We start from the raw sequence: 19,588 nt of genomic DNA on the forward strand, positions 1-19,588 counted from the left end.
TGCAATCGAATGTCAGATCCGGATCAGGAACCGGCGCCGAGGCACTTGTTGGTCTTGGTGTTGAAGTTGCCGCACTTCTTGCCGACCCAGTCGCCGATCAGGTCCTTGGAGCCGTCGAGCTCCTTCGACCAGGCGTCGCCCGCCACGAGGCCCGGGGTCTTCCAGACCACGTCGAACTGGCCGTTACCCTTGATCTCGCCGATGAACACCGGCTTGGTGATGTGGTGGTTCGGCAGCATCTTCGACACGCCACCGGTCAGGTTCGGCGCCTCGATGCCGGGAAGCGCATCGATCACCTTGTCCGGATCGGTCGACTTCACCTGCTCGACCGCCTTCACCCACATGTTGAAGCCGATCACGTGGGCTTCCATCGGGTCGTTGGTCGTGCGCTTGGGATTCTTGGTGTAGGTCTGCCAATCCTTGATGAACTTCTCGTTGGCCGGGGTCTTGATCGACTCGAAGTAGTTCCAGGCGGCGAGATGGCCGACCAGCGGCTTGGTGTCGATGCCGGCGAGTTCTTCCTCACCCACCGAGAACGCGACCACCGGGATGTCCTTCGCCTTGATGCCCTGGTTGCCGAGTTCCTTGTAGAAGGGGACGTTGGCGTCGCCGTTGATGGTCGAGACCACCGCGGTCTTCTTGCCGGCCGAGCCGAACTTCTTGATATCGGCCACGATGGTCTGCCAGTCGGAGTGACCGAACGGCGTGTAGTTGATCATGATGTCGTCCTGGGCGACACCCTTCGACTTCAGATAGGCTTCCAGGATCTTGTTGGTGGTGCGCGGATAGACGTAGTCGGTGCCCGCGAGCACCCAGCGCTTCACCTTCTCTTCCTTCATCAAATAGTCGACGGCGGGGATCGCTTGCTGGTTCGGAGCAGCGCCGGTGTAGAACACGTTGCGCTCGGACTCTTCACCCTCGTACTGCACGGGGTAGAACAGGATGTTGTTGAGCTCCTTGAACACCGGGAGCACCGACTTGCGCGACACCGAGGTCCAGCAGCCGAACACGACCGCGACCTTGTCCTTGGTGATCAGCTCGCGCGCCTTCTCGGCGAACAGCGGCCAGTTCGAGGCGGGGTCGACGACGACGGCCTCGAGCTTCTTCCCGAGCACGCCACCCTTCTTGTTCTGTTCGTCGATGAGGAAGAGGATGGTGTCCTTCAGCGTGGTTTCGCTGATGGCCATGGTGCCGGAGAGGGAGTGCAGGACGCCGATCTTGATGGTGTCCTCCGCGGCCTTCGCGCCGGAAATGGACGCCAGGCCGAGCATCAGTCCTGCACTCGCGGCGAGCACGCCGCGGCGGCTGAATGACGCCGCGATATGATGAATGGATTTGGTAGGCATGGATGTATCATCTCCCTGACGCAGACGTGAAAAACGCTGCGAAACGGCCCCACGGCCGCCTGCGGTTAACGGAATCGCAAGAACCGTGCCATGGGCCGGGCGCCCGCCAAGTAATTGGTCAATCTAGATAATTTCGTCGCAATCAAAATTTAGCCACGGCCTGATTGCTCAAATCTTGAGCTCATAAAATGGATGCTTAAGTGGCAATCAGTTCATTTTTTAAGCAGACGACCTTCGCTGGCTAAATTTGCGGCATAACTATTTTTGCACCGCAATCGCCGTTTAAGGTCCCCCTGCCTTGAAAGCGCCCCCTGAATGTTCCATATGACTGTGCGAGACCTCTTGCGAATCAAGGGGTCGTAGCGAGCCGCGTGTTCTTAAGCCCATACGGGCGTCTGGCTTGCCCCATAATCTCCCAAGCCATCCGACACCCCAAACACGCAGGTGTCCTCTCGACACCCTTATGCGCGCGCCCCGCTGATTGCGTCGGGCGCCTGCATTTGACATGGAAAGAACCATCTTTTGACTTCGTTTCAGGACTTCGGCCTCGCCGAACCGATCGCACGTGCTCTCACCGAAGAGAATTACGTCACCCCGACCCCCATCCAGGCCCAGACTATCCCCACGGCGCTGACCGGCCGCGATGTCGTCGGCATCGCCCAGACCGGGACCGGCAAGACCGCGTCTTTCGCACTGCCGATCCTGCATCGCCTGCTCGAGAACCGCATCAAGCCGCAGCCCAAGACCTGCCGCGTGCTGGTGCTCTCGCCGACGCGCGAGCTTTCGGGGCAGATCCTCGACAGCTTCAACGCCTATGGCCGCCACATCCGCCTGTCCTCGACGCTCGCCATCGGCGGCGTGCCGATGGGCCGCCAGGTCCGCGCCCTGATGCAGGGCGTCGACGTGCTGGTTGCCACCCCCGGCCGCCTGCTCGACCTCGTGCAGAGCAACGGGCTGAAGCTCGGCAGCGTCGAATTCCTCGTGCTCGACGAGGCCGACCGCATGCTCGACATGGGGTTCATCAACGACATCCGCAAAATCGTCGCCAAGCTGCCGATCAAGCGGCAGACGCTATTCTTCTCGGCCACCATGCCGAAGGACATCGCCGAGCTCGCCGACGCCATGCTGCGCGACCCCGCCCGCGTCGCGGTGACCCCGGTCTCCTCGACCGCCGAGCGCATCAACCAGCGTATCATCCAGGTCGATTTCTCGGCCAAGGCGACCTTCCTGACCAAGCTGCTGAAGGACGAGCCGATCGACCGCGCCCTGGTGTTCACCCGCACCAAGCACGGCGCCGACAAGGTCGTGAAGACGCTCGAGCGAGCCGGCATTCCTGCCAGCGCCATTCACGGCAACAAGTCGCAGAACCATCGCGAGCGCACGCTGGCGCAGTTCCGCTCCGGTGAAATCCGCACCCTGGTCGCCACTGACATCGCCGCCCGCGGCATCGATGTCGACGGCATCACCCACGTCATCAATTACGACCTGCCGAACGTGCCTGAGACCTATGTTCACCGCATCGGCCGCACTGCGCGTGCAGGCGCCGAAGGCACCGCGATCTCGCTGGTCGCCGGCGGCGAGGAGCTCAGCTATCTCCGGGATATCGAGAAGCTGATCCGCGTGGCGCTGCCGCGCGAGGATCTGCGCACCGATGCCGGCCGCCGCGATGCGGGCGCGCCCCCGCCGCAGCAACGGCAGGGCCGCCCCGGAGGCCGTCCGGGCCAGCGTCCGCAAGGCGCGCGCCACGGTGACGGTCGGCGTAACGATGAACGACATGGCGATGGACGCCACCACAGCGCCGGCAAGCAGGGCGAAGGCCGGCACGGCGACCCACGGCATGCCGACGGAAGGCACCCTGAGGGACGGCCCGGCAACGGTCCGCAGGCCTCGAAAGGGTCTCGCCGCCGCCGCTCCGGTGGAAAGATGCATTCTTCGTCGACCGACCGCCCGGAACAGCGTTCCGCGCATAGCGCGGGGGCGTCTGATGGGATACAAGGCGTGGCCTTTTTGCGCCGTGAGAGTCGGCCGAACGGCCACCCGAACCGCAAACCCCATTCGCACTAGCCGTCCACGACCTGGAGAAATTCATGGCTAAGGAAGAGCTGATCCAGTTCGAAGGACTGGTCACCGAAATCCTCCCCGACGCGCGCTACCGCGTGCAGCTCGACGCCGGGCACGAGATCGTCGCCTACACCGCCGGCAAGATGAAGAAGAACCGCATCAAGACGCTGGCGGGAGACCGCGTGACGGTGGAGATGTCGCCCTACGACCTCGAAAAGGGCCGGCTGATTTTCCGTCACAAGGACGAACGTCCGAGCGGAATGGGCGGACCTCCCCGTCCCGGACAGCGTGGCGGCCAATTCCGTCGCCGTTAACGGCCCGCCGCGCGCAAGCGCGGCATGGAAATTCCGACCTGTATGCTGATCCGCCGTGGGTAACCCGGCGGATCAAAAAATCGTGCACGTCAGGATTGTTTTGGAGCCCTATTTCCAATAAAATGGGCTTATCGATTTTCGGCCGGACGATATTAGCATCCACCGGTACAGCCGGTTCAGACACGCTGACGACCCTTCCAAAAATTCGATCTAACCTGCCTGCGCAAGCAGGCTCTGACATTGTGTTCTTTGAGAAGGGACTACCCCATGAGCATGGGAACCGTGAAGTGGTTTAACGCGACCAAGGGCTTCGGCTTCATCCAGCCCGACGACGGCGGCCAGGACGTTTTCGTTCACATCAGCGCCGTCGAGCGTGCCGGCCTCGGCTCGCTGCGCGAAGGCCAGAAGATCTCCTACGAGATCGTTGCCGATCGCCGCTCCGGCAAGTCGGCTGCCGACAATCTCCGCGACGCAGGCTGATCTCTAGCGCGCCCTTATGGCGCGTACACGGATCGGCGCGAGCGCGCTGAACAACGGAAAAGGCCGTGCGGATGCACGGCCTTTTTCATGTCTGACGGGCGATGCGCTCAATAGGTCGTGCAGGCCGTATCCGGGCTGTAATAGACGCAGGAAGATTGGCGCGGGCGCGTATACGAGACATCGCTCAGCGTGATCGCGCTCTTGAGGACGTAACCGACCGACGGCGTGTAGATGTAGCTGACCTCGCTGAAGATCAGATACGTGCCGGCGATCGCAAGCGTGGTCGGAATCGAGACCGTCGATTTCTGGGTCCGCGGCGCCGACCCCTTGCTCCACTGAACATGCGCCGTCTGCGTCGAATCCACATAGAGCTCGGTGATCGTCGCCGTCACCGGTGTCGCGGAATAAGGCGTCATGATCGCGGTCGATGCCGCGAAGAAATTGGTCATGTCGGCATCGGCAACCGACGTCGATTGCGAAGTCAGGTCCGACAGCGTGCGGGCCATCAGCGTCACCTTGCGATCGATCGCCACGGCCGACGAGAATTCGACCGTGCCGAAGAACATCACCAGCATCAGCGGCACGATCACCGCGAACTCGGTGGCCGCGAGCCCCCTGCCATCGGCCAGGAATTCATACGCGGAGAAACGGGTCGCCCGCCAGAATTTCGCAATCATCTGCATCGCTCTGTCCGGTCCGTTGATCTCAATAGGGCTCGTTCTTGAACGCGGCCGTAGCCACCAGCAACCGCTTGCTGGTGCTGCCGCAGCCGATATTGTAGCCAAGCCCGGTGACGAACAGCGGCCACTGATAGAACAGCCGGACCACCACGATGTCGCCGGCGTTGCCCGCGCTGTAGTTCATGTTGGTGTCGAAGTTACAGGCCGCATCGAGATGGGTGGGCAGCGTCACGGCCGAGAACGACGAGAAACTGGTGACGTCGACGTACAGGCTGTTGCAATCAAACAGTGCCGGGATCTGGCTGCAGACGTAGGTCTTGAACGTCGCTTGCGTGCAAGCCTTGGCGACGCCGCCCACCGCGCAAGCCGTCACAGACCCCGATTGCGCCTGGCCGGTCAGCACCACGCGCGCGGAATTCTGCGTGATGGTCTCGAGCACCTGGCCCGAGAAGAACACCAGCGCCGTCTCGATGATGGCAAACAGCAGCGCGAAGAAGATCGGCGCAACCAGCGCGAACTCGACCGCTGCGGATCCGCGACGATTGCCGCGAAATCTGCGCAGTGCAGTCCGGAGTTTGAACCTCGAAGGTGCAGGCGATGGCATCGCGTCAAATTCCCTGGCGGCGGCGATCACAGGCCCTGACCAGTACCGGAAACTGATTGTTTAAGTGTTTCAGGCGATCCGCACCGGCCGGCCCGAGTCGTTTAGAACGGGTTAACCACGCCATCTCGCCAATGCAGGTACCGGCTCAGGCGGGAGCGCCCGTGCGGGACCAGAGGTCCCGCCGGTCACCCGATCACGATGACTTTGTCGTGCTAGTTCGTCTTGTTAGTTCGCCTTGGCCGCCGGCGCGGCCGCCGTGCCGCTGGCATTGCTGTTCAGCGTACCGGCCTGGCTCATCGTGGTGTTGAAGTAGTTGTCGCTGTCGCCGAGCGTGACGCGACGCTGGCAAAGCGGCATGCAGCTATAGGATTCCCGCTCGACCCCGCGATAGACGGTCACAAGCCGGTCGCTCGGACCTTCGACCTGGATCTGCCGGTCGATCAGGATCTCTCCGCCGCGATCGAGCGCGATGAAGTTGGTGGCGCCGTAGCCTTTGCCTGTTACGACGATCATTCCGCCGGGCTGAAGCGTCACGTCGGCGATCAGCGGATTGCCGACCACGATCGTCGCCACCTTGCCGGGCAGCCGCACCAGCTTGGCCTGGTCGACATTCACGGCGATGGTATCGACGGTGGGCTCCGCGAGGCCAATGGCCGGCGAAGCCAGCACAGCAGCCGTAGCCAGAAGACAGATGCGCGCATGATGGCGCAGGAACTCTTTACGCATACTCTTACCCCGGGACGTCACAAACCGGCATAATCGATCAGGAAGCGGAGCCGGCGCCCGACCCGGTTAACCTGCCTGTAATTCGTGAACGTTCCGCAAACTCGCCGACTATTGTTCTAACGGATTGACGTTTTGTCGCCCGAGGGCGCCTAGTGCCGGAACGGATAGGCAAGCTGGCCGGGAAATTCCTTCGGCATGGTCGCTTCGTCCTTGCCGTAGTCCTGCGGAAGTTCACCCTTCGGCATACGGAAGGTCCCGAACAGCACGTCCCAGATCGGAAAGGTACCGGCGAAATTGGTGTCGCCGCCCTCTTCAAGCGACGTGTGGTGCCAGCGGTGGAACACCGGCGTCGCCAGCAGATACCGGAACGGTCCGAAGGTCCAGTTCAGGTTGGCGTGCACGAAGGCGGAATGGAAGGTCGTGAACGGTCCGACCCAGATCATCACGTTGGGCGAAATGCCGGCCATCAGCAGCACGACGTCGACACCGATGGTGCCGAGCATCAGGTTCACCGGATGGAAGCGGGCCGCCGAGATCCAGCTGATCTCCTCCGAGGAGTGATGGATCGCATGGTACTTCCAGAACCCGCCGCCATGAAACAGCCGGTGCAGCCAGTACAGCATGAAGTCGGCCAGGACCAGGAACAGCACGCCCTGCACCCAGAGCGGCAGTTGCGACAGCGGGCCGTGGCCGTTGTCGTAGAAGGCGATCAGCTCGTCGGCATCGTGGATGTTGAAGACGAAGCCGGCGGTGACGATCAACAGTCCGATCCGCATGGTCCGGGCGAACACCGGAACGAAGAACCAGTAGCAGATGTCGGTCACGATCTCCCGCTTGCGCCACCACGACGGACCGGGATTGCAGGCCCAGAAATACTCGAGCACGGTGAACACGACCGCGAGCATGAAGGTGACAGGAACCACCTTCTCGATGGTCTCACCCAGCATCAGGGCGACTTGCATGGGCAGGCTCGACATCATCGCTTCTCTTCCAGGCTACTGATCTCTTCCAGACCTACTCCGCGAAATTTAAGGGAGGGTGAAGTTGACGCCGGGTTCGGAACTGAACCGAATTGCAATAGCCCTCTTAAGGCGAAATTCACTCTGGCCAAAAGCATCGCCTGACGCGCGCGTTTGACCGATCGAATTAACCCCGCCGAAAGAGCTCGGCTCACATGGTCAATGCGTCAAGACAGCGCCGAACGGCGACCTCACCCAGATGGAGTTTAGTTCATGAAGAACCTGATTGCCCGTTTCGCCAAGGATGAATCCGGCGCTACCGCCATCGAATACGGCCTGATCGCCGCCGGCATCGCGCTGGCCATCATCACCGTCGTCAACAACCTCGGCACCACGCTGAACACCAAGTTCGGTTCGATCAGCTCCTCGCTGAAGTAAGCCGGCCGACCAACGATGGCAAAAGCCCCGGACCTCCGGGGCCTTTGTTTTTCTGGCGTGTGCGAGTTCCAGTGGTGTTGCGTAAGCACAGATCCGATGCCGCGGTCGCGGCGAACGAGGCGGACACGGCGCGCATCGACGCGTCGGCCTATTGGGTCTGCCTTGCGCTGCTGCTCGCGATGATCACGCTCGCGACGCGCATCGCCAGCATGTGGTGAGATCGCCGCCACCCGGTTCCGAAGCTGCCGCGGCCGTTGTCGGTTTGTTTAGCACTGACCGCTAGCATGCGCCGACGCCCCGATCCGGCAACAGACCCAGGCTTCAAGACGCAGCCATGATCCTCGACCTCGCGCGCCTTCTGCTCTTCCCGGCCCTGATGGCGTTCGCAGCCGCGAGCGATCTCTTCACCATGACGATTTCGAACCGCGTCTCGCTGGCGCTGGTCGCAGGCTTTTTCGTGCTCGCCTTTGCCGGTGGCATGGCACCTTACGAGGTGCTGAGCCATGTCGGCGCCGGTGCGTTGATCCTCGTCGTGGCCTTCACCTGCTTTGCGATGGGCTGGATGGGCGGCGGAGACGCCAAGGTCGCAGCGTCCGTGGCGCTCTGGTTCGGCTTCGCCCAATTGATGGACTTCCTGCTCTACGCCTCGCTGTTCGGCGGAGCGCTGACGCTGCTCCTGCTGCAGTTCCGGCAATGGCCGTTGCCTTTCGGGCTTGCCGGCCAGGCCTGGCTCGCACGGCTGCACGCCAAGGAGAGCGGCATTCCCTACGGCATCGCGCTCGCGCTTGGCGCGTTGATAATCTACCCCGAGACCGAATGGGTGAAGGCGATCGACCTCACTCACCTCGCGCTGCGCTGAACGCCCCGGATAAACCCGGCGTTAAGGCGATTTAGATACGCCTCATTAACCATGCTTTGACGAATAGCTGGTCAACTGCCGATTACGGCGGCGGCAGCGTCGCGGCGTTCTGTGGAAAGTGAAGCGTATGAATAGGGCACGCATAGTCGTCCTGACGGTCGCCATCTGCGCCGGCGGTATCGCCGCGTACCTGGCGAGCAGCTCGGACTCTGCGCCGCCTCCGGCGGCTCCAGTCGCGCAGCTTCCCACTACCGACGTTCTGGTCGCCAAGAACGACATCGGCCTCGGCCAGACCGTGAAGCCGGAAGACGTGCAGTGGCAGACCTGGCCGACCGCGACCGCCAGCTCCACCTTCATCCGCCGCAACGAGCGCCCCGATGGCGCAACCCAGGTCACCGGCTCGATCGCCCGCGCTCCCTTCATCCAGGGTGAGCCGATCCGCGACCAGAAGCTGGTCAAGGCCGACGGCTCCGGCTTCATGGCCGCGATCCTGCCGAGCGGCATGCGCGCCATCTCCACCGAAATCTCGCCGGAAACCGGCGCCGGCGGCTTCATCCTGCCGAACGACCGCGTCGACGTGATTCTCACGCGCCGCCTCAAGAACCCCGATCAGAGCTCCGGCGCTCCTGACATCGTCAAGTCCGAGATCCTCCTGGTCAATGTCCGCGTGCTGGCCATCGACCAGGCTCCGAAGGAGAAGGAAGGCCAGAACTCGGTGATCGGCAAGACCGTGACCCTGGAGCTCAATCCCGCACAGACCCAAGTGCTCTCTTCGGGTCGCCAGGCCGGAACGCTGTCGCTGGCGCTGCGCAGCATCGCCGACGTCAAGATGAGCGAGATCACGCTCGATGACTCCGCGCAGAAGCGTGAGGGCGTTTCGATCATTCGCTACGGCATTCAAAGCCAGGCGGCGAAGGCACAATGAGGACAGTCGATATGAAATGCAGGGCAGATCTGGCGACGATGCGGACCTCGACGGTTCGTGCCCTGTCGTTCTCGGCCGCTCTCGCGCTGACACTCAACCCGGCGCTGACGCCCGTGATCGCCGCGGACTACCGTCCCGCAGCGCCGCCGGTTGCAACCGACGGCCAGATGAATGCGCGCTTCCTCTCGCTCGGCATCGGCAAGTCGATCGTGATCGACCTGCCGCGCGACATCAAGGACGTGCTCGTCGCCGATCCCAAGATCGCCAATGCCGTGGTGCGCTCGTCCCAGCGCGCCTATATCATCGGTGCTGCCGTCGGCCAGACCAACATCGTGTTCTTCGATTCCGCCGGTCAGCAGATCGCTGCCTATGACATCGCGGTCAAGCGCGACCTCAACGGCGTGCGCGCGGCGCTGAAGCAGATTTTGCCAAATTCCGACATCCAGATCGACGGTCTCGGCGACGGCGTCGTCCTGAGCGGCACCGCGGCCAACCCGGTCGAAGCGCAGCAGGCCAACGATCTCGCGGTTCGCCTTGCCGGCGGCGCCGACAAGGTCGTGAACTCGATCGTGGTCCGCGGCCGCGACCAGGTCATGCTGAAGGTGACGGTCGCGGAAGTCGCGCGCAACATCGTCAAGCAGCTCGGCATCGACCTGTCGGCGAACCTCAACTACGGCACCTCGGTGGTGAGCTTCACCAACTCGAACCCGTTCACCGCCTACGGCCGCAACCTCGTCGACGGCAACAATCTGACCACCAAGTTCGGCGCGACACCGTCGGTGCAGGCGACCCTGCGCGCGATGGAGACGGCGGGCGTGGTGCGCACGCTGGCCGAACCGAACCTGACCGCGATCTCCGGTGAATCCGCGACCTTCATCGCCGGCGGCGAATTTCCGGTGCCGGCGGGCTATGCCTGCGATCCCACCACCCACGTCTGTACCACCCAGATCAGCTTCAAGAAGTTCGGCATTTCGTTGAATTTCACGCCGGTGGTGCTGTCCGAAGGCAAGATCAGCCTTCGGGTAATGACCGAGGTGTCGGAGCTCTCCAACGACAACGCGATCACGCTGTCGCAGGCGGTGACCTCGAGCTCGGTCAACTCGCTGACCGTGCCCTCGATCAAGACCCGCCGCGCCGAGACGTCGCTGGAAATTCCCTCCGGCGGCGCGATGGCGATGGCCGGCCTGATCCAGCAGCAGACCAAGCAGGCGATCAGCGGGTTGCCGGGCCTGATGCAGCTGCCGATTCTCGGCTCGCTGTTCCGCAGCCGCGACTTCGTCAACAACACGACCGAGCTCGTCGTGATCGTGACGCCTTACATCGTGCGCGCAGCTGCGCCAAAGGACCTGTCGCGGCCGGATGACGGCTTCGCGGCACCTGCAGATCCGCAGGCCCAGCTGATCGGCAACGTCAACCGCATCTATGGCGTGCCGGGCCGGACCGAACCGGCAAAGAACTACCGCGGCACCTACGGCTTCATCACCGACTGACGTGGAACGGGGACATAGTTATGATCACAGCACGACCCCAGACCCGCTACCGCGCCGCCGTCCTCGGTAGCGCGCTCGTCGGTATCGCGCTTGCGCTCGGCGGCTGCCAGCACGACGAAGTGGCGACGGCTTCCATTCCCGACGATTACAAGCAACGTCATCCGATCGCGATCGAGGAACAGAATCGCTCGATCGTCGTGTTCGTCGGCCACGCCCGCGGCGGCCTGACCGCCGCCCAACGCGCCGACGTGATGGGCTTGGCTTCGACCTGGCTGCACGAGGGCACCGGCGCCATCCATATCGACGTGCCCGCGGGAACGCCCAATGCGCGTCCGGTTGCGGAAACCATGCGCGAGATTCAGGCGATGCTGGCGGCGGCGGGCGTTCCCCCGCGCGGCATCATCTCTCGCCCCTACCAGCCGGAAGACAAACGCTTCCTGCCGCCGATCCGGATGACCTATTCCAGGATCGCTGCGGTCGCGGGCCCCTGCGGCCTGTGGCCGGAGGATCTTGGCCCCTCGATCAAGAACAAGAGCTGGTTCGAGAACAAGGACTATTACAACTTCGGCTGTTCCTATCAGCGCAACATGGCAGCCATGGTCGACAATCCGTCGGACCTCGAGCAGCCGCGGCCTGAAACCCCCAGCTACATGGCGCGGCGCGTCACCGCCTTCGAGAAATATCGCAAGGGGCAGACGACGACCACCAGCTATCCCGAGGCCGACAAGGCCAAACTCAGCGACACCGGCAAATGATCAACTACGCGCGCCAGACTCAGGAAGAGCAGCCGGAGGCCATGCCGCCGCCGGCCGAGGAGCATATTGCGCCCGCGCCGCGTGTTTCGGTCCAGGCCTTCTGCGAAACCGTGGAGACCGCCGCCGCCGTGCAATCGGCCGGCGAGGATCGCCGCCTCGGCAAAGCCCATCTGAAGATCCAGATGGGCGGCATGTCGGCTGCGATCGAAGCTTATCGCTCGGCGCCCACGCCGAACGTGATCGTGCTCGAGAGCGACGCCCGCAACGACCTGCTTGCCGGCCTCGACCAGCTCGCCACCGTTTGCGACGCCGGCACCCGCGTGGTCGTGATCGGCCGCATCAACGACGTCATGCTCTATCGCGAGCTGGTGCGCCGCGGCGTCAGCGACTACGTGCTCGCTCCGGTCGGCGCGATCGACGTCGTGCGCTCGATCTGCAACCTGTTCTCGGCGCCGGAAGCCAAGGCGGTCGGCCGCATCATCGCGGTGGTCGGCGCCAAGGGCGGCGTTGGCGCCTCCACCATCTCCCACAACGTCGCCTGGGCGATCGCGCGGGACCTCGCGATGGACGCCGTGGTCGCCGATCTCGATCTCGCCTTCGGCACCGCCGGGCTCGACTACAACCAGGACCCGCCGCAGGGCATCGCGGACGCCGTGTTCTCGCCCGACCGGGTCGACACCGCCTTCATCGACCGTCTGCTGTCGAAATGCACCGACCATCTCAGCCTGCTGGCTGCACCGGCGACGCTCGACCGGGTCTATGATTTCGGCACCGATGCCTTCGACGCCGTGTTCGACACGCTGCGCTCGACGATGCCCTGCATCGTGCTCGACATTCCCCACCAATGGTCGGGCTGGACCAAGCGCGCTTTGATTGGAGCCGACGATATCCTGATCGTGGCGGCGCCGGATCTCGCCAATCTGCGCAATACCAAGAACCTGTTCGATCTCCTGAAGGCCGCGCGTCCCAACGACCGTCCGCCGCTGTACTGCCTGAACCAGGTCGGCGTTCCAAAGCGGCCGGAGATCGCCGCCACCGAATTCGCCAAGGCAATCGAGAGCCAGCCGGTCGTCTCGATCCCGTTCGAGCCGCAGATCTTCGGCGCGGCCGCCAACAACGGCCAGATGATCGCGGAGATCTCCGCCAACCACAAGTCGATCGAGATGTTCCTCCAGATCGCCCAGCGCCTGACCGGGCGCAGCGAGACGAAGAAGCAAAAGTCGTCCTTGCTTTCACCGCTGATTGAGAAGTTGCGGGGAAAATAGGTCGCCGCATGGAGTTGTTAAGTGTTCGGTAAGCGTAGCGGAACAGACACCGATACTCGGGCTCCCAAGCCCGGCGCCGTGTCGCCAGAGCCTGCCTCGGCTCCGGCGCCGACGGTGTCGCGCGCGCCGCCCCCGCCGGCCGTCGCCTCCCCGCCGCTCGCTCCCTCCCGGCCCCCTCCGGCCATGGAGAGCCGCCGCTCGGACAATTATTACGAGGTCAAGGCGACCATCTTCGGTGCGCTGATCGAGGCCATCGACCTCGCCCAGCTCGCCAAGCTCGATTCCGAGTCCGCGCGCGAGGAAATCCGCGACATCGTCAACGAGATCATCGCGATCAAGAATATCGTGATGTCGATCGCCGAGCAGGAAGAGCTGCTCGACGACATCTGCAACGACGTGCTCGGCTACGGCCCGCTCGAGCCGCTTCTGGCCCGCGACGACATCGCCGACATCATGGTGAACGGCGCCGGCACGGTCTTCATCGAAGTCAGCGGCAAGATCCAGCGCACCGGAATACGGTTCCGCGACAATCAGCAACTGCTCAACATCTGCCAACGCATCGTCAGCCAGGTCGGCCGGCGCGTCGACGAATCCTCGCCGATCTGCGACGCGCGCCTCGCCGACGGCTCCCGCGTCAATGCCATCGTGCCGCCGCTCGCGATCGACGGTCCCGCACTCACCATTCGTAAGTTCAAGAAGGACAAGCTGACGCTGGATCAGCTGGTCAAGTTCGGCGCAATCTCGCCGGAAGGCGCGGAGATCCTCCAGATCATCGGACGCGTCCGCTGCAACGTGCTGATCTCCGGTGGTACGGGTTCGGGCAAGACGACCCTGCTGAACTGCCTGACCAACTATATCGAACATGACGAGCGCGTCATCACCTGCGAGGACGCCGCCGAGCTTCAGCTCCAGCAGCCCCACGTGGTGCGTCTCGAAACCCGCCCGCCCAACATCGAAGGCGAAGGCCAGGTCACGATGCGCGAACTGGTGCGCAACTGCCTGCGTATGCGCCCCGAACGCATCATCGTCGGCGAAGTCCGCGGCCCGGAGGCCTTCGACCTCCTCCAGGCCATGAACACCGGCCATGACGGTTCGATGGGAACGCTGCACGCCAACAATCCCCGCGAAGCGCTGTCGCGCTGCGAATCCATGATCACGATGGGCGGCTTTTCCCTTCCTTCGCGAACAATCCGCGAGATGATCTGCGCCTCGATCGACGTCATCGTCCAGGCCGCGCGCCTGCGCGACGGCTCGCGCCGCATCACCCACATCACCGAGGTGATGGGCATGGAAGGCGACACGATCATTACCCAGGACGTCTTCCTCTACGACCTGGTCGGTGAGGACGCCAACGGCAAGATCATCGGCAAGCACCGCTCGACCGGCATCGGCCGCCCGAAATTCTGGGAACGCGCTCGCTACTACGGCGAAGAGAAGCGTCTTGCCGCTGCGCTCGACGCCGCGGAATCGACACCGAAGACGTGAGCAGGTCGGCGCAACCATGAACATTCAGGTCCTCGCCCTCGCTTTCCTCGCCACCGCAGCGGTCGGCGGCATCGCCTGGGTCTTCCTCTATCCGCTGCTATCCGGCGAACGGAAAGCCGAGAGTCGCCGCGCCTCGATCGGACGCGCCGATGCGCCCTCGACCAAGCAGGCCGAGAAGAGCCAGCGATCGCGCCGCGAGCAGGTCGAGAGCTCGCTCAAGGATCTCGAGGCGAGGCGCGCGCAGGAGAAGAGCGTTCCGCTCAACGTCCGCTTGTCGCAGGCCGGGCTCGACTGGACGCCGCAGAAATTCTGGATCGCGTCCGGCGTCGTGGCCGGCGTGTTCTTCTTTGGCGCGCTGCTTGGCGGCGGCGGCCTGCTCGGCGCGGCTGGTCTCGCCTTTGCCGGCGGCCTCGGCCTGCCGCGCTGGGCGCTGGGCTTCCTGAAGAAACGTCGCGAAAACAAGTTCCTGAAAGCGCTGCCGGACGCCGTCGACGTCATCGTCCGCGGCATCAAGGCGGGCCTGCCGCTGTTCGAATCCATCAAGGTCGTCGCAGCCGACGCGCCGGAGCCGCTGCGCAGCGAGTTCCTCCAGATCATCGAGACGCAGGCCATCGGCATGCCGCTCGGCGAGGCCTGCTCGCGGCTCTACGATCGCATGCCGCTGCCGGAGGCCAATTTCTTCGGCATCGTGGTGTCGATCCAGCAGAAATCGGGCGGCAACCTCTCCGAAGCGCTGGGCAACCTCTCCAAAGTGCTGCGCGACCGCAAGAAGATGAAGGAAAAGATCCAGGCGATGTCGATGGAAGCCAAGGCCTCGGCCGGCATCATCGGCTCGCTGCCGCCGATCGTCATGTTCCTCGTCTACCTGACGACGCCCGGCTACATCTCGCTGCTGTGGACCCATCCCACCGGCCAGCTCATGCTGGTTGGCTGCGTCGTCTGGATGTCGATCGGCATCATGGTGATGAAGAAGATGATCAACTTCGATTTTTGATGGTGCCGTATGGTTGATTTGCTCGTCACTAAGCTGCACGACGTCCACTTCATGACGATGATGCTGGCGGCCATCGCCGCCAGCGCCACCGTCTATACCCTGGTCATGCCGCTGTTCGCCGGCGAGGGCCTCTCCAAGCGCATGAAGGCGGTGGCCAGCGAGCGTGAGCGGATCCGGCAGCGCGAGCGTGAACGCCTCAACAAGAGCGAGAAGGTGTCGCTGCGCCAGACGCCCAAGCAGCTCGTCTCCAAGGTCGTCGATGACTTCAACCTCACCAAATGGCTGGCTCAGGAGGCTGCGCGCGACAAGCTGATCATGGCCGGCTATCGCGGCCAGGCGCCTTACATCACCTTCCTGTTCGCCCGCATGGTGGCCCCGCTCGTGCTGTTCGTCGGCTCGGTCGTCTACGTGTTCCTGATCGCCCATATGGACCGCCCGATGCCGATCAAAATCGGCATCTGCGTCGGCGCGGCCTATCTCGGTCTCCAGGCGCCGATGCTGTTCCTGAAGAACGCGATCTCCAAGCGCCAGCTCTCGATCAAGCGCGCCTTTCCCGATGCGCTCGACCTGCTGCTGATCTGTATCGAATCCGGCATGTCGGTCGAAATGGCGTTCCGCAAGGTCGCGACCGAGATCGTCGGCCAGTCGATCGCGCTGTCGGAGGAATTCACCCTGACCACCGCCGAGCTGTCCTATCTGCAGGACCGCAAGGTGGCGTACGAGAACCTGGCCAAGCGCACCGGCCTCGAAGGCGTCAAGTCGGTGTGTCTGGCGCTTCAGCAGGCGGAACGTTACGGCACGCCGCTCGGCCAATCACTGCGCGTCATGGCGCAGGAAAATCGCGACATGCGCATGAACGAGGCCGAGAAGAAGGCCGCCGCACTGCCGCCGAAGCTGACGGTGCCGATGATCCTGTTCTTCCTGCCGGTGCTGTTCGTCGTCATTCTCGGACCGACCGGCATCAAGATCTCCGAGCTGCACTGACGCGGGACGGGATCGGGACCGGCCCGATCCCGGCCTTCACCACAAAAACGCGAAAACAACCCCATGCACAGTAGCCGGCCGGCGCCGGCTCGATGCCATGTGGATCGCGGCAAACCTTCGAAATGTCCGGCGAAATTCAGCTCATCGCGCCAAAGTCGGCGGATCAGTCGGATTGGCTGAGCGAGGCGACCGGCGTCCGCTTCGGCGCACCGCGCGGACCATCGTGGCGGTTCAGCATGTCCTTGAGATACGCGACATTGGCCGCGGCCTCGTCCGGCGGCAGGTCCGCCTTCACGATGCTCTCGGCTTCCGCGAAGCGGCCCTGGAGACCGACCACCAGGCCGAGATTCTGCCGCACGCGCGAGCTCGCACGCGGGGACGCATAGGCCTGCCGCAGCGTCTCCTCCGCCTTGGGCAGATCGCGCGTCAACATGTAGGACAGGCCGAGATTGGACAGCACGCCGGGATCCCCGGGCGCGATCTTCAGTGCGCTCGCATAATAGGCGCGCGCCTCGTCGTGACGGTTCATCTGGTCGAGACAGGTGCCCTGCACCGAGAGCAGACGCCAATCCGGATTGTCGGGCGAATGCGCCTTGGACAGCACGTCGAAGGCCTGCTGGAAATTGCCGTTGTCGGCGAGTGCGCGCCCATATTGGGCAAGCAGCGGCTTGTTGGAGGGATTGGCGATGGTCGCCTGTTCGAGCACGGCCGCCGCCTGGGCGTTCTGGCCGTTGGCACGCAAGGCCTGGCCGTAGGCCAGTGCCGCATTGGGATCCTTGGGATTGGCGCGATAGCGCTCACCATAGGCGTCGACCGCGCGTACCGGATCGACCGGCGCGGCCTCCGCCTTCGACCCGATCGAGCCGGTGACGTCGGAGAGCTTTGACATTGCCGTGCAGCCGCCGAGGCTCGCGGCCACCAGTGCGATCAGTGAAGCGGAAGCAAGAAGCCGGGCAGGACGGAACCGTTGACGCATGACGCTTTGACTCTCGGGCCAATTGATCGAGCCGAACGCGTCAGCAATAGACTGTTAACCCTAATGGCCGGTTAACGCGGGGGACCGCGGCCTTGCGGCGGCATCTCCCCGCCCAGGCCAAGATCGAGGCCGAGCAGCTTCACCCGATCATTCAGGTCCCGCAGCAGGTGCAACCGCTGCTGCACCCTTCCCGCGACTTCGACGGCCTCGCGCGGCAGCATCGGCCATCGGCGCAAGAGGTCGTCGCGATTGACCAGGCGGTCGGCCAGGAGCTCATCGAGCGTGGCAGGGTCGATGCCGAGCATGTCGGCCGATTGCCCGATCAGCCGGCGAAGCAGCGCCCTCACCTCCGCCAGCGCCGCGACATCGGGCTTCGACGCCGACCTCGCGAACCTGGCTTCGAGATCGACCCAGGCATGAGACGTGACGAGATAGGTGTAAAGATGATCCGCCCAGCCCTGTCCGCCTTCATCATGGAAGGCAGGGCGCGACAGCATCAGGCGGACGAGCCGCAGAACCTGATCCCGCTTCAGCGACGCGCTCGAGGCGATCTCGATGGCCGACTGAATGGCGGGATCGCGGGACAGATCCCGTCCCACCGCAAGGCTGATCAGCCCATCCGGCAGATTCGAATCGAGCGGCCGGAAGCCGCCGTCATTGCGCGGCCGCGAGTAGCGGGCGATTGTGAACCGATATTCGGACCGTTCCGCCTCGGACGCCGGGCCGAAATGGATGACGTTGAAGCCGGCATCGTCGCCGCCCTGCCCGGTGGAGGACGGACAGGACAGCACATAAATCGTGCGCCAGAATTCCTCGCCGCCGCTGCGGGGCGCGCGTGGATCGGGAATCGAATAGCGGGTGAGCCCCTCGACATGGCGATGCCCGTGCAGGACCAGAGTGACGTTGAGCGAGGTGGCCGCTTCGAGAAAGGTCGCGGGCGCCGCGAGATACATCAGCGGCTCGTCGGGAACGCCGAGAAACCGTTTGCCCTCGCCGGTGGCCTGCGGCAGCGGATGGTGATGCAGCGCCAACACGCGCAGCAGATTGTCCGCGGGCTCGGAATAACAGGCGCGTCCGGACGTGCCCAGGGTCCCTGCGAGCTCGACGCTCAGCCGGGCGGACTGCGTGACCATCGCATGGTAGGCCTGCTCGTCGACATGACCGCCGGCAAGCGTCGTCAGGCTTGCCCTGTTGGAATCGAGCAGCACCAGATCGAGACCGGCCTGGCGGTAATAGACGCTCTTCGACGTTCGCGGCAGATGCAGATAGTCATAGGCATCGTGCCGGCCGCTGCGCTGGCTTGGACGCTTGACGTCGTGATTGCCGGCGACCGCCTGGATGTCGGTGAACAGTCCGGTCTGCCGCAGGGACGCGATGACCGCGAGCGCTTCGTCCAGCGCCGGCGGCGTCGGGTCGTTCACGAGATCGCCCGTGATCAGCAGGATGCGGTCAGGCACTTCGGCGAAAGCCGCCATTCGTTCGCGCAAGGCAGCGATGAGGGTCTCGATCGTCCCAAGCAGCCGGCCGGACCCGTCCAGATGCAGGTCGGAGATCTGCGCAATGACAAACGATCTATCCATTTTGCGCCGCTCATTGCGAATGCTGCGTCGCTGAAACGATTGAGAGAAATGCCTTCGACGAAGAATTCAGGCAGGTAACAATCGGGATCGGTATCGTCAGGGAGTCGGCGGCGCTCCTGCGCCCGATACGTGCAGAGACGCACCGCACAACCCAGGAATATTCGTCAATAATGCCACAACCGCAGCGCTAGTAAAGCCCTGGGGCTGCGCACGCATGAACGGCAGGTCTCAGACAACGTACGAGTACCGTCCGCAGATGGTTTCGAAGGGTTCAATCAATATTCGATGGCGAGGCGCTTGCGGATTTCGTCGATGCGCTTGTCGAGCGCATCGAACCGCGCGTGAACCGAACGGTCATGGAGATAGAAGACGTAGCCACCCGCAAGAAACGCAAAGACCCAGTGATGATGCTCGACATAGCCAAAGACCCCCTCGACGGCCTGGCCGGCGAATGTGACCACACTCCACACAAATTCCATTGCGATTCCTCCCGGCACGCTTCGTCTCCGGTCGCCGGCGTTCTCTGCGCGCCGGGCAGCCAGTGCCGGAACCTAGCATGACGGCTTCCCTGCGAGTAGCGGCACGCCGAACGGTCACCGCAAAGCCGATTGCAGGCACGGCCAAACTCTGCGAAGTCTCCTCCAACCGAATGACCTCCGAGCCCGCC

The 19,588-nt window shown here is 63.6% G+C and carries 21 protein-coding genes; 13 read left to right on the forward strand and 8 right to left on the reverse strand.

Annotation, left to right across the window (positions count from 1 at the left end):
• Positions 1 to 23: 23 nt before the first annotated feature.
• Positions 24 to 1,346 carry an urea ABC transporter substrate-binding protein gene (gene urtA, locus JQ631_RS25335; RefSeq protein WP_212330565.1) on the reverse strand — a complete coding sequence of 441 codons (1,323 nt, stop codon included), beginning with the start codon at positions 1,344 to 1,346 and terminating at the stop codon, positions 24 to 26.
• A gap of 522 nt (positions 1,347 to 1,868) precedes the next feature.
• Between urtA and JQ631_RS25340 the strand changes: the two genes are divergently transcribed.
• The 3 genes from JQ631_RS25340 to JQ631_RS25350 all read left to right on the forward strand — a co-directional run bounded on the left by JQ631_RS25340 (position 1,869) and on the right by JQ631_RS25350 (position 4,201).
• Complete coding sequence (locus JQ631_RS25340; protein WP_212330567.1) at positions 1,869 to 3,410, forward strand: DEAD/DEAH box helicase; 1,542 nt, start codon at positions 1,869 to 1,871, stop codon at positions 3,408 to 3,410.
• Positions 3,411 to 3,433: 23 nt separating this feature from the next.
• Complete coding sequence (infA, locus tag JQ631_RS25345) at positions 3,434 to 3,721, forward strand: translation initiation factor IF-1 (RefSeq protein ID WP_007599789.1); 288 nt, start codon at positions 3,434 to 3,436, stop codon at positions 3,719 to 3,721.
• 267 nt (positions 3,722 to 3,988) lie between these two features.
• On the forward strand, positions 3,989 to 4,201 hold the full coding sequence (locus tag JQ631_RS25350) for a cold-shock protein (RefSeq protein ID WP_027530211.1): 213 nt from the start codon (positions 3,989 to 3,991) through the stop codon (positions 4,199 to 4,201).
• 107 nt (positions 4,202 to 4,308) lie between these two features.
• On the opposite strand, the gene JQ631_RS25355 is transcribed toward JQ631_RS25350, so the two are convergent.
• From JQ631_RS25355 to JQ631_RS25370, 4 genes are all read right to left on the reverse strand, one after another.
• Complete coding sequence (locus JQ631_RS25355; protein WP_212330569.1) at positions 4,309 to 4,884, reverse strand: TadE/TadG family type IV pilus assembly protein; 576 nt, start codon at positions 4,882 to 4,884, stop codon at positions 4,309 to 4,311.
• 22 nt (positions 4,885 to 4,906) lie between these two features.
• Positions 4,907 to 5,485, reverse strand: coding sequence for a TadE/TadG family type IV pilus assembly protein (locus JQ631_RS25360; RefSeq protein ID WP_212330571.1), 579 nt, complete (start codon positions 5,483 to 5,485; stop codon positions 4,907 to 4,909).
• A 225-nt stretch (positions 5,486 to 5,710) separates the two neighbouring features.
• Positions 5,711 to 6,211, reverse strand: a complete 501-nt coding sequence (locus JQ631_RS25365) for a pilus assembly protein N-terminal domain-containing protein (RefSeq protein WP_212330573.1) — start codon at positions 6,209 to 6,211, stop codon at positions 5,711 to 5,713.
• Between the two features lie 149 nt (positions 6,212 to 6,360).
• Positions 6,361 to 7,188, reverse strand: a complete 828-nt coding sequence (locus JQ631_RS25370) for a sterol desaturase family protein (protein WP_212331600.1) — start codon at positions 7,186 to 7,188, stop codon at positions 6,361 to 6,363.
• 255 nt (positions 7,189 to 7,443) lie between these two features.
• Here JQ631_RS25370 and JQ631_RS25375 point away from each other — a divergent pair, with 255 nt between their 5' ends.
• From JQ631_RS25375 to JQ631_RS25420, 10 genes are all read left to right on the forward strand, one after another.
• Positions 7,444 to 7,608, forward strand: a complete 165-nt coding sequence (locus JQ631_RS25375) for a Flp family type IVb pilin (RefSeq protein ID WP_079851750.1) — start codon at positions 7,444 to 7,446, stop codon at positions 7,606 to 7,608.
• 77 nt (positions 7,609 to 7,685) lie between these two features.
• A complete protein-coding gene (locus JQ631_RS25380; protein ID WP_212331625.1) occupies positions 7,686 to 7,826 on the forward strand; it encodes a hypothetical protein in 141 nt (46 codons plus the stop codon).
• A gap of 116 nt (positions 7,827 to 7,942) precedes the next feature.
• On the forward strand, positions 7,943 to 8,467 hold the full coding sequence (locus tag JQ631_RS25385; RefSeq protein WP_212330575.1) for an A24 family peptidase: 525 nt from the start codon (positions 7,943 to 7,945) through the stop codon (positions 8,465 to 8,467).
• 127 nt (positions 8,468 to 8,594) lie between these two features.
• Positions 8,595 to 9,392 carry a Flp pilus assembly protein CpaB gene (gene cpaB, locus JQ631_RS25390; RefSeq protein ID WP_212330578.1) on the forward strand — a complete coding sequence of 266 codons (798 nt, stop codon included), beginning with the start codon at positions 8,595 to 8,597 and terminating at the stop codon, positions 9,390 to 9,392.
• Between the two features lie 11 nt (positions 9,393 to 9,403).
• The gene (locus JQ631_RS25395) at positions 9,404 to 10,882 is read left to right on the forward strand and encodes a type II and III secretion system protein family protein (protein WP_212330580.1); all 1,479 of its coding nucleotides are present in this window, start codon (positions 9,404 to 9,406) and stop codon (positions 10,880 to 10,882) included.
• 20 nt (positions 10,883 to 10,902) lie between these two features.
• Positions 10,903 to 11,637, forward strand: coding sequence for a CpaD family pilus assembly protein (locus JQ631_RS25400; protein WP_212330582.1), 735 nt, complete (start codon positions 10,903 to 10,905; stop codon positions 11,635 to 11,637).
• On the forward strand, positions 11,634 to 12,902 hold the full coding sequence (locus JQ631_RS25405; protein WP_212330584.1) for a CpaE/TadZ family protein: 1,269 nt from the start codon (positions 11,634 to 11,636) through the stop codon (positions 12,900 to 12,902). Before JQ631_RS25400 ends, JQ631_RS25405 begins: the two co-directional genes overlap by 4 nt.
• Positions 12,903 to 12,923: 21 nt before the next feature.
• Positions 12,924 to 14,387, forward strand: coding sequence for a TadA family conjugal transfer-associated ATPase (locus JQ631_RS25410; RefSeq protein WP_212330588.1), 1,464 nt, complete (start codon positions 12,924 to 12,926; stop codon positions 14,385 to 14,387).
• A 16-nt stretch (positions 14,388 to 14,403) separates the two neighbouring features.
• Positions 14,404 to 15,381: a type II secretion system F family protein gene (locus JQ631_RS25415; RefSeq protein ID WP_212330604.1), complete on the forward strand. Its 978-nt coding sequence runs from the start codon at positions 14,404 to 14,406 to the stop codon at positions 15,379 to 15,381.
• A gap of 9 nt (positions 15,382 to 15,390) precedes the next feature.
• A complete protein-coding gene (locus JQ631_RS25420) occupies positions 15,391 to 16,365 on the forward strand; it encodes a type II secretion system F family protein (protein ID WP_212330607.1) in 975 nt (324 codons plus the stop codon).
• A 163-nt stretch (positions 16,366 to 16,528) separates the two neighbouring features.
• Here JQ631_RS25420 and JQ631_RS25425 read toward each other — a convergent pair whose 3' ends face one another.
• From JQ631_RS25425 to JQ631_RS25435, 3 genes are all read right to left on the reverse strand, one after another.
• The gene (locus JQ631_RS25425) at positions 16,529 to 17,341 is read right to left on the reverse strand and encodes a tetratricopeptide repeat protein (protein WP_212330610.1); all 813 of its coding nucleotides are present in this window, start codon (positions 17,339 to 17,341) and stop codon (positions 16,529 to 16,531) included.
• A gap of 71 nt (positions 17,342 to 17,412) precedes the next feature.
• Entirely contained in the window at positions 17,413 to 18,921 is a 1,509-nt protein-coding gene (locus tag JQ631_RS25430) for a metallophosphoesterase family protein (protein WP_212330613.1), read from the reverse strand.
• Between the two features lie 275 nt (positions 18,922 to 19,196).
• Positions 19,197 to 19,400, reverse strand: coding sequence for a hypothetical protein (locus tag JQ631_RS25435; protein ID WP_212330616.1), 204 nt, complete (start codon positions 19,398 to 19,400; stop codon positions 19,197 to 19,199).
• Positions 19,401 to 19,588 lie beyond the last annotated feature (188 nt).

Origin of the sequence: Bradyrhizobium manausense (assembly GCF_018131105.1) — a bacterium.
Classification (GTDB): domain Bacteria; phylum Pseudomonadota; class Alphaproteobacteria; order Rhizobiales; family Xanthobacteraceae; genus Bradyrhizobium; species Bradyrhizobium manausense_B.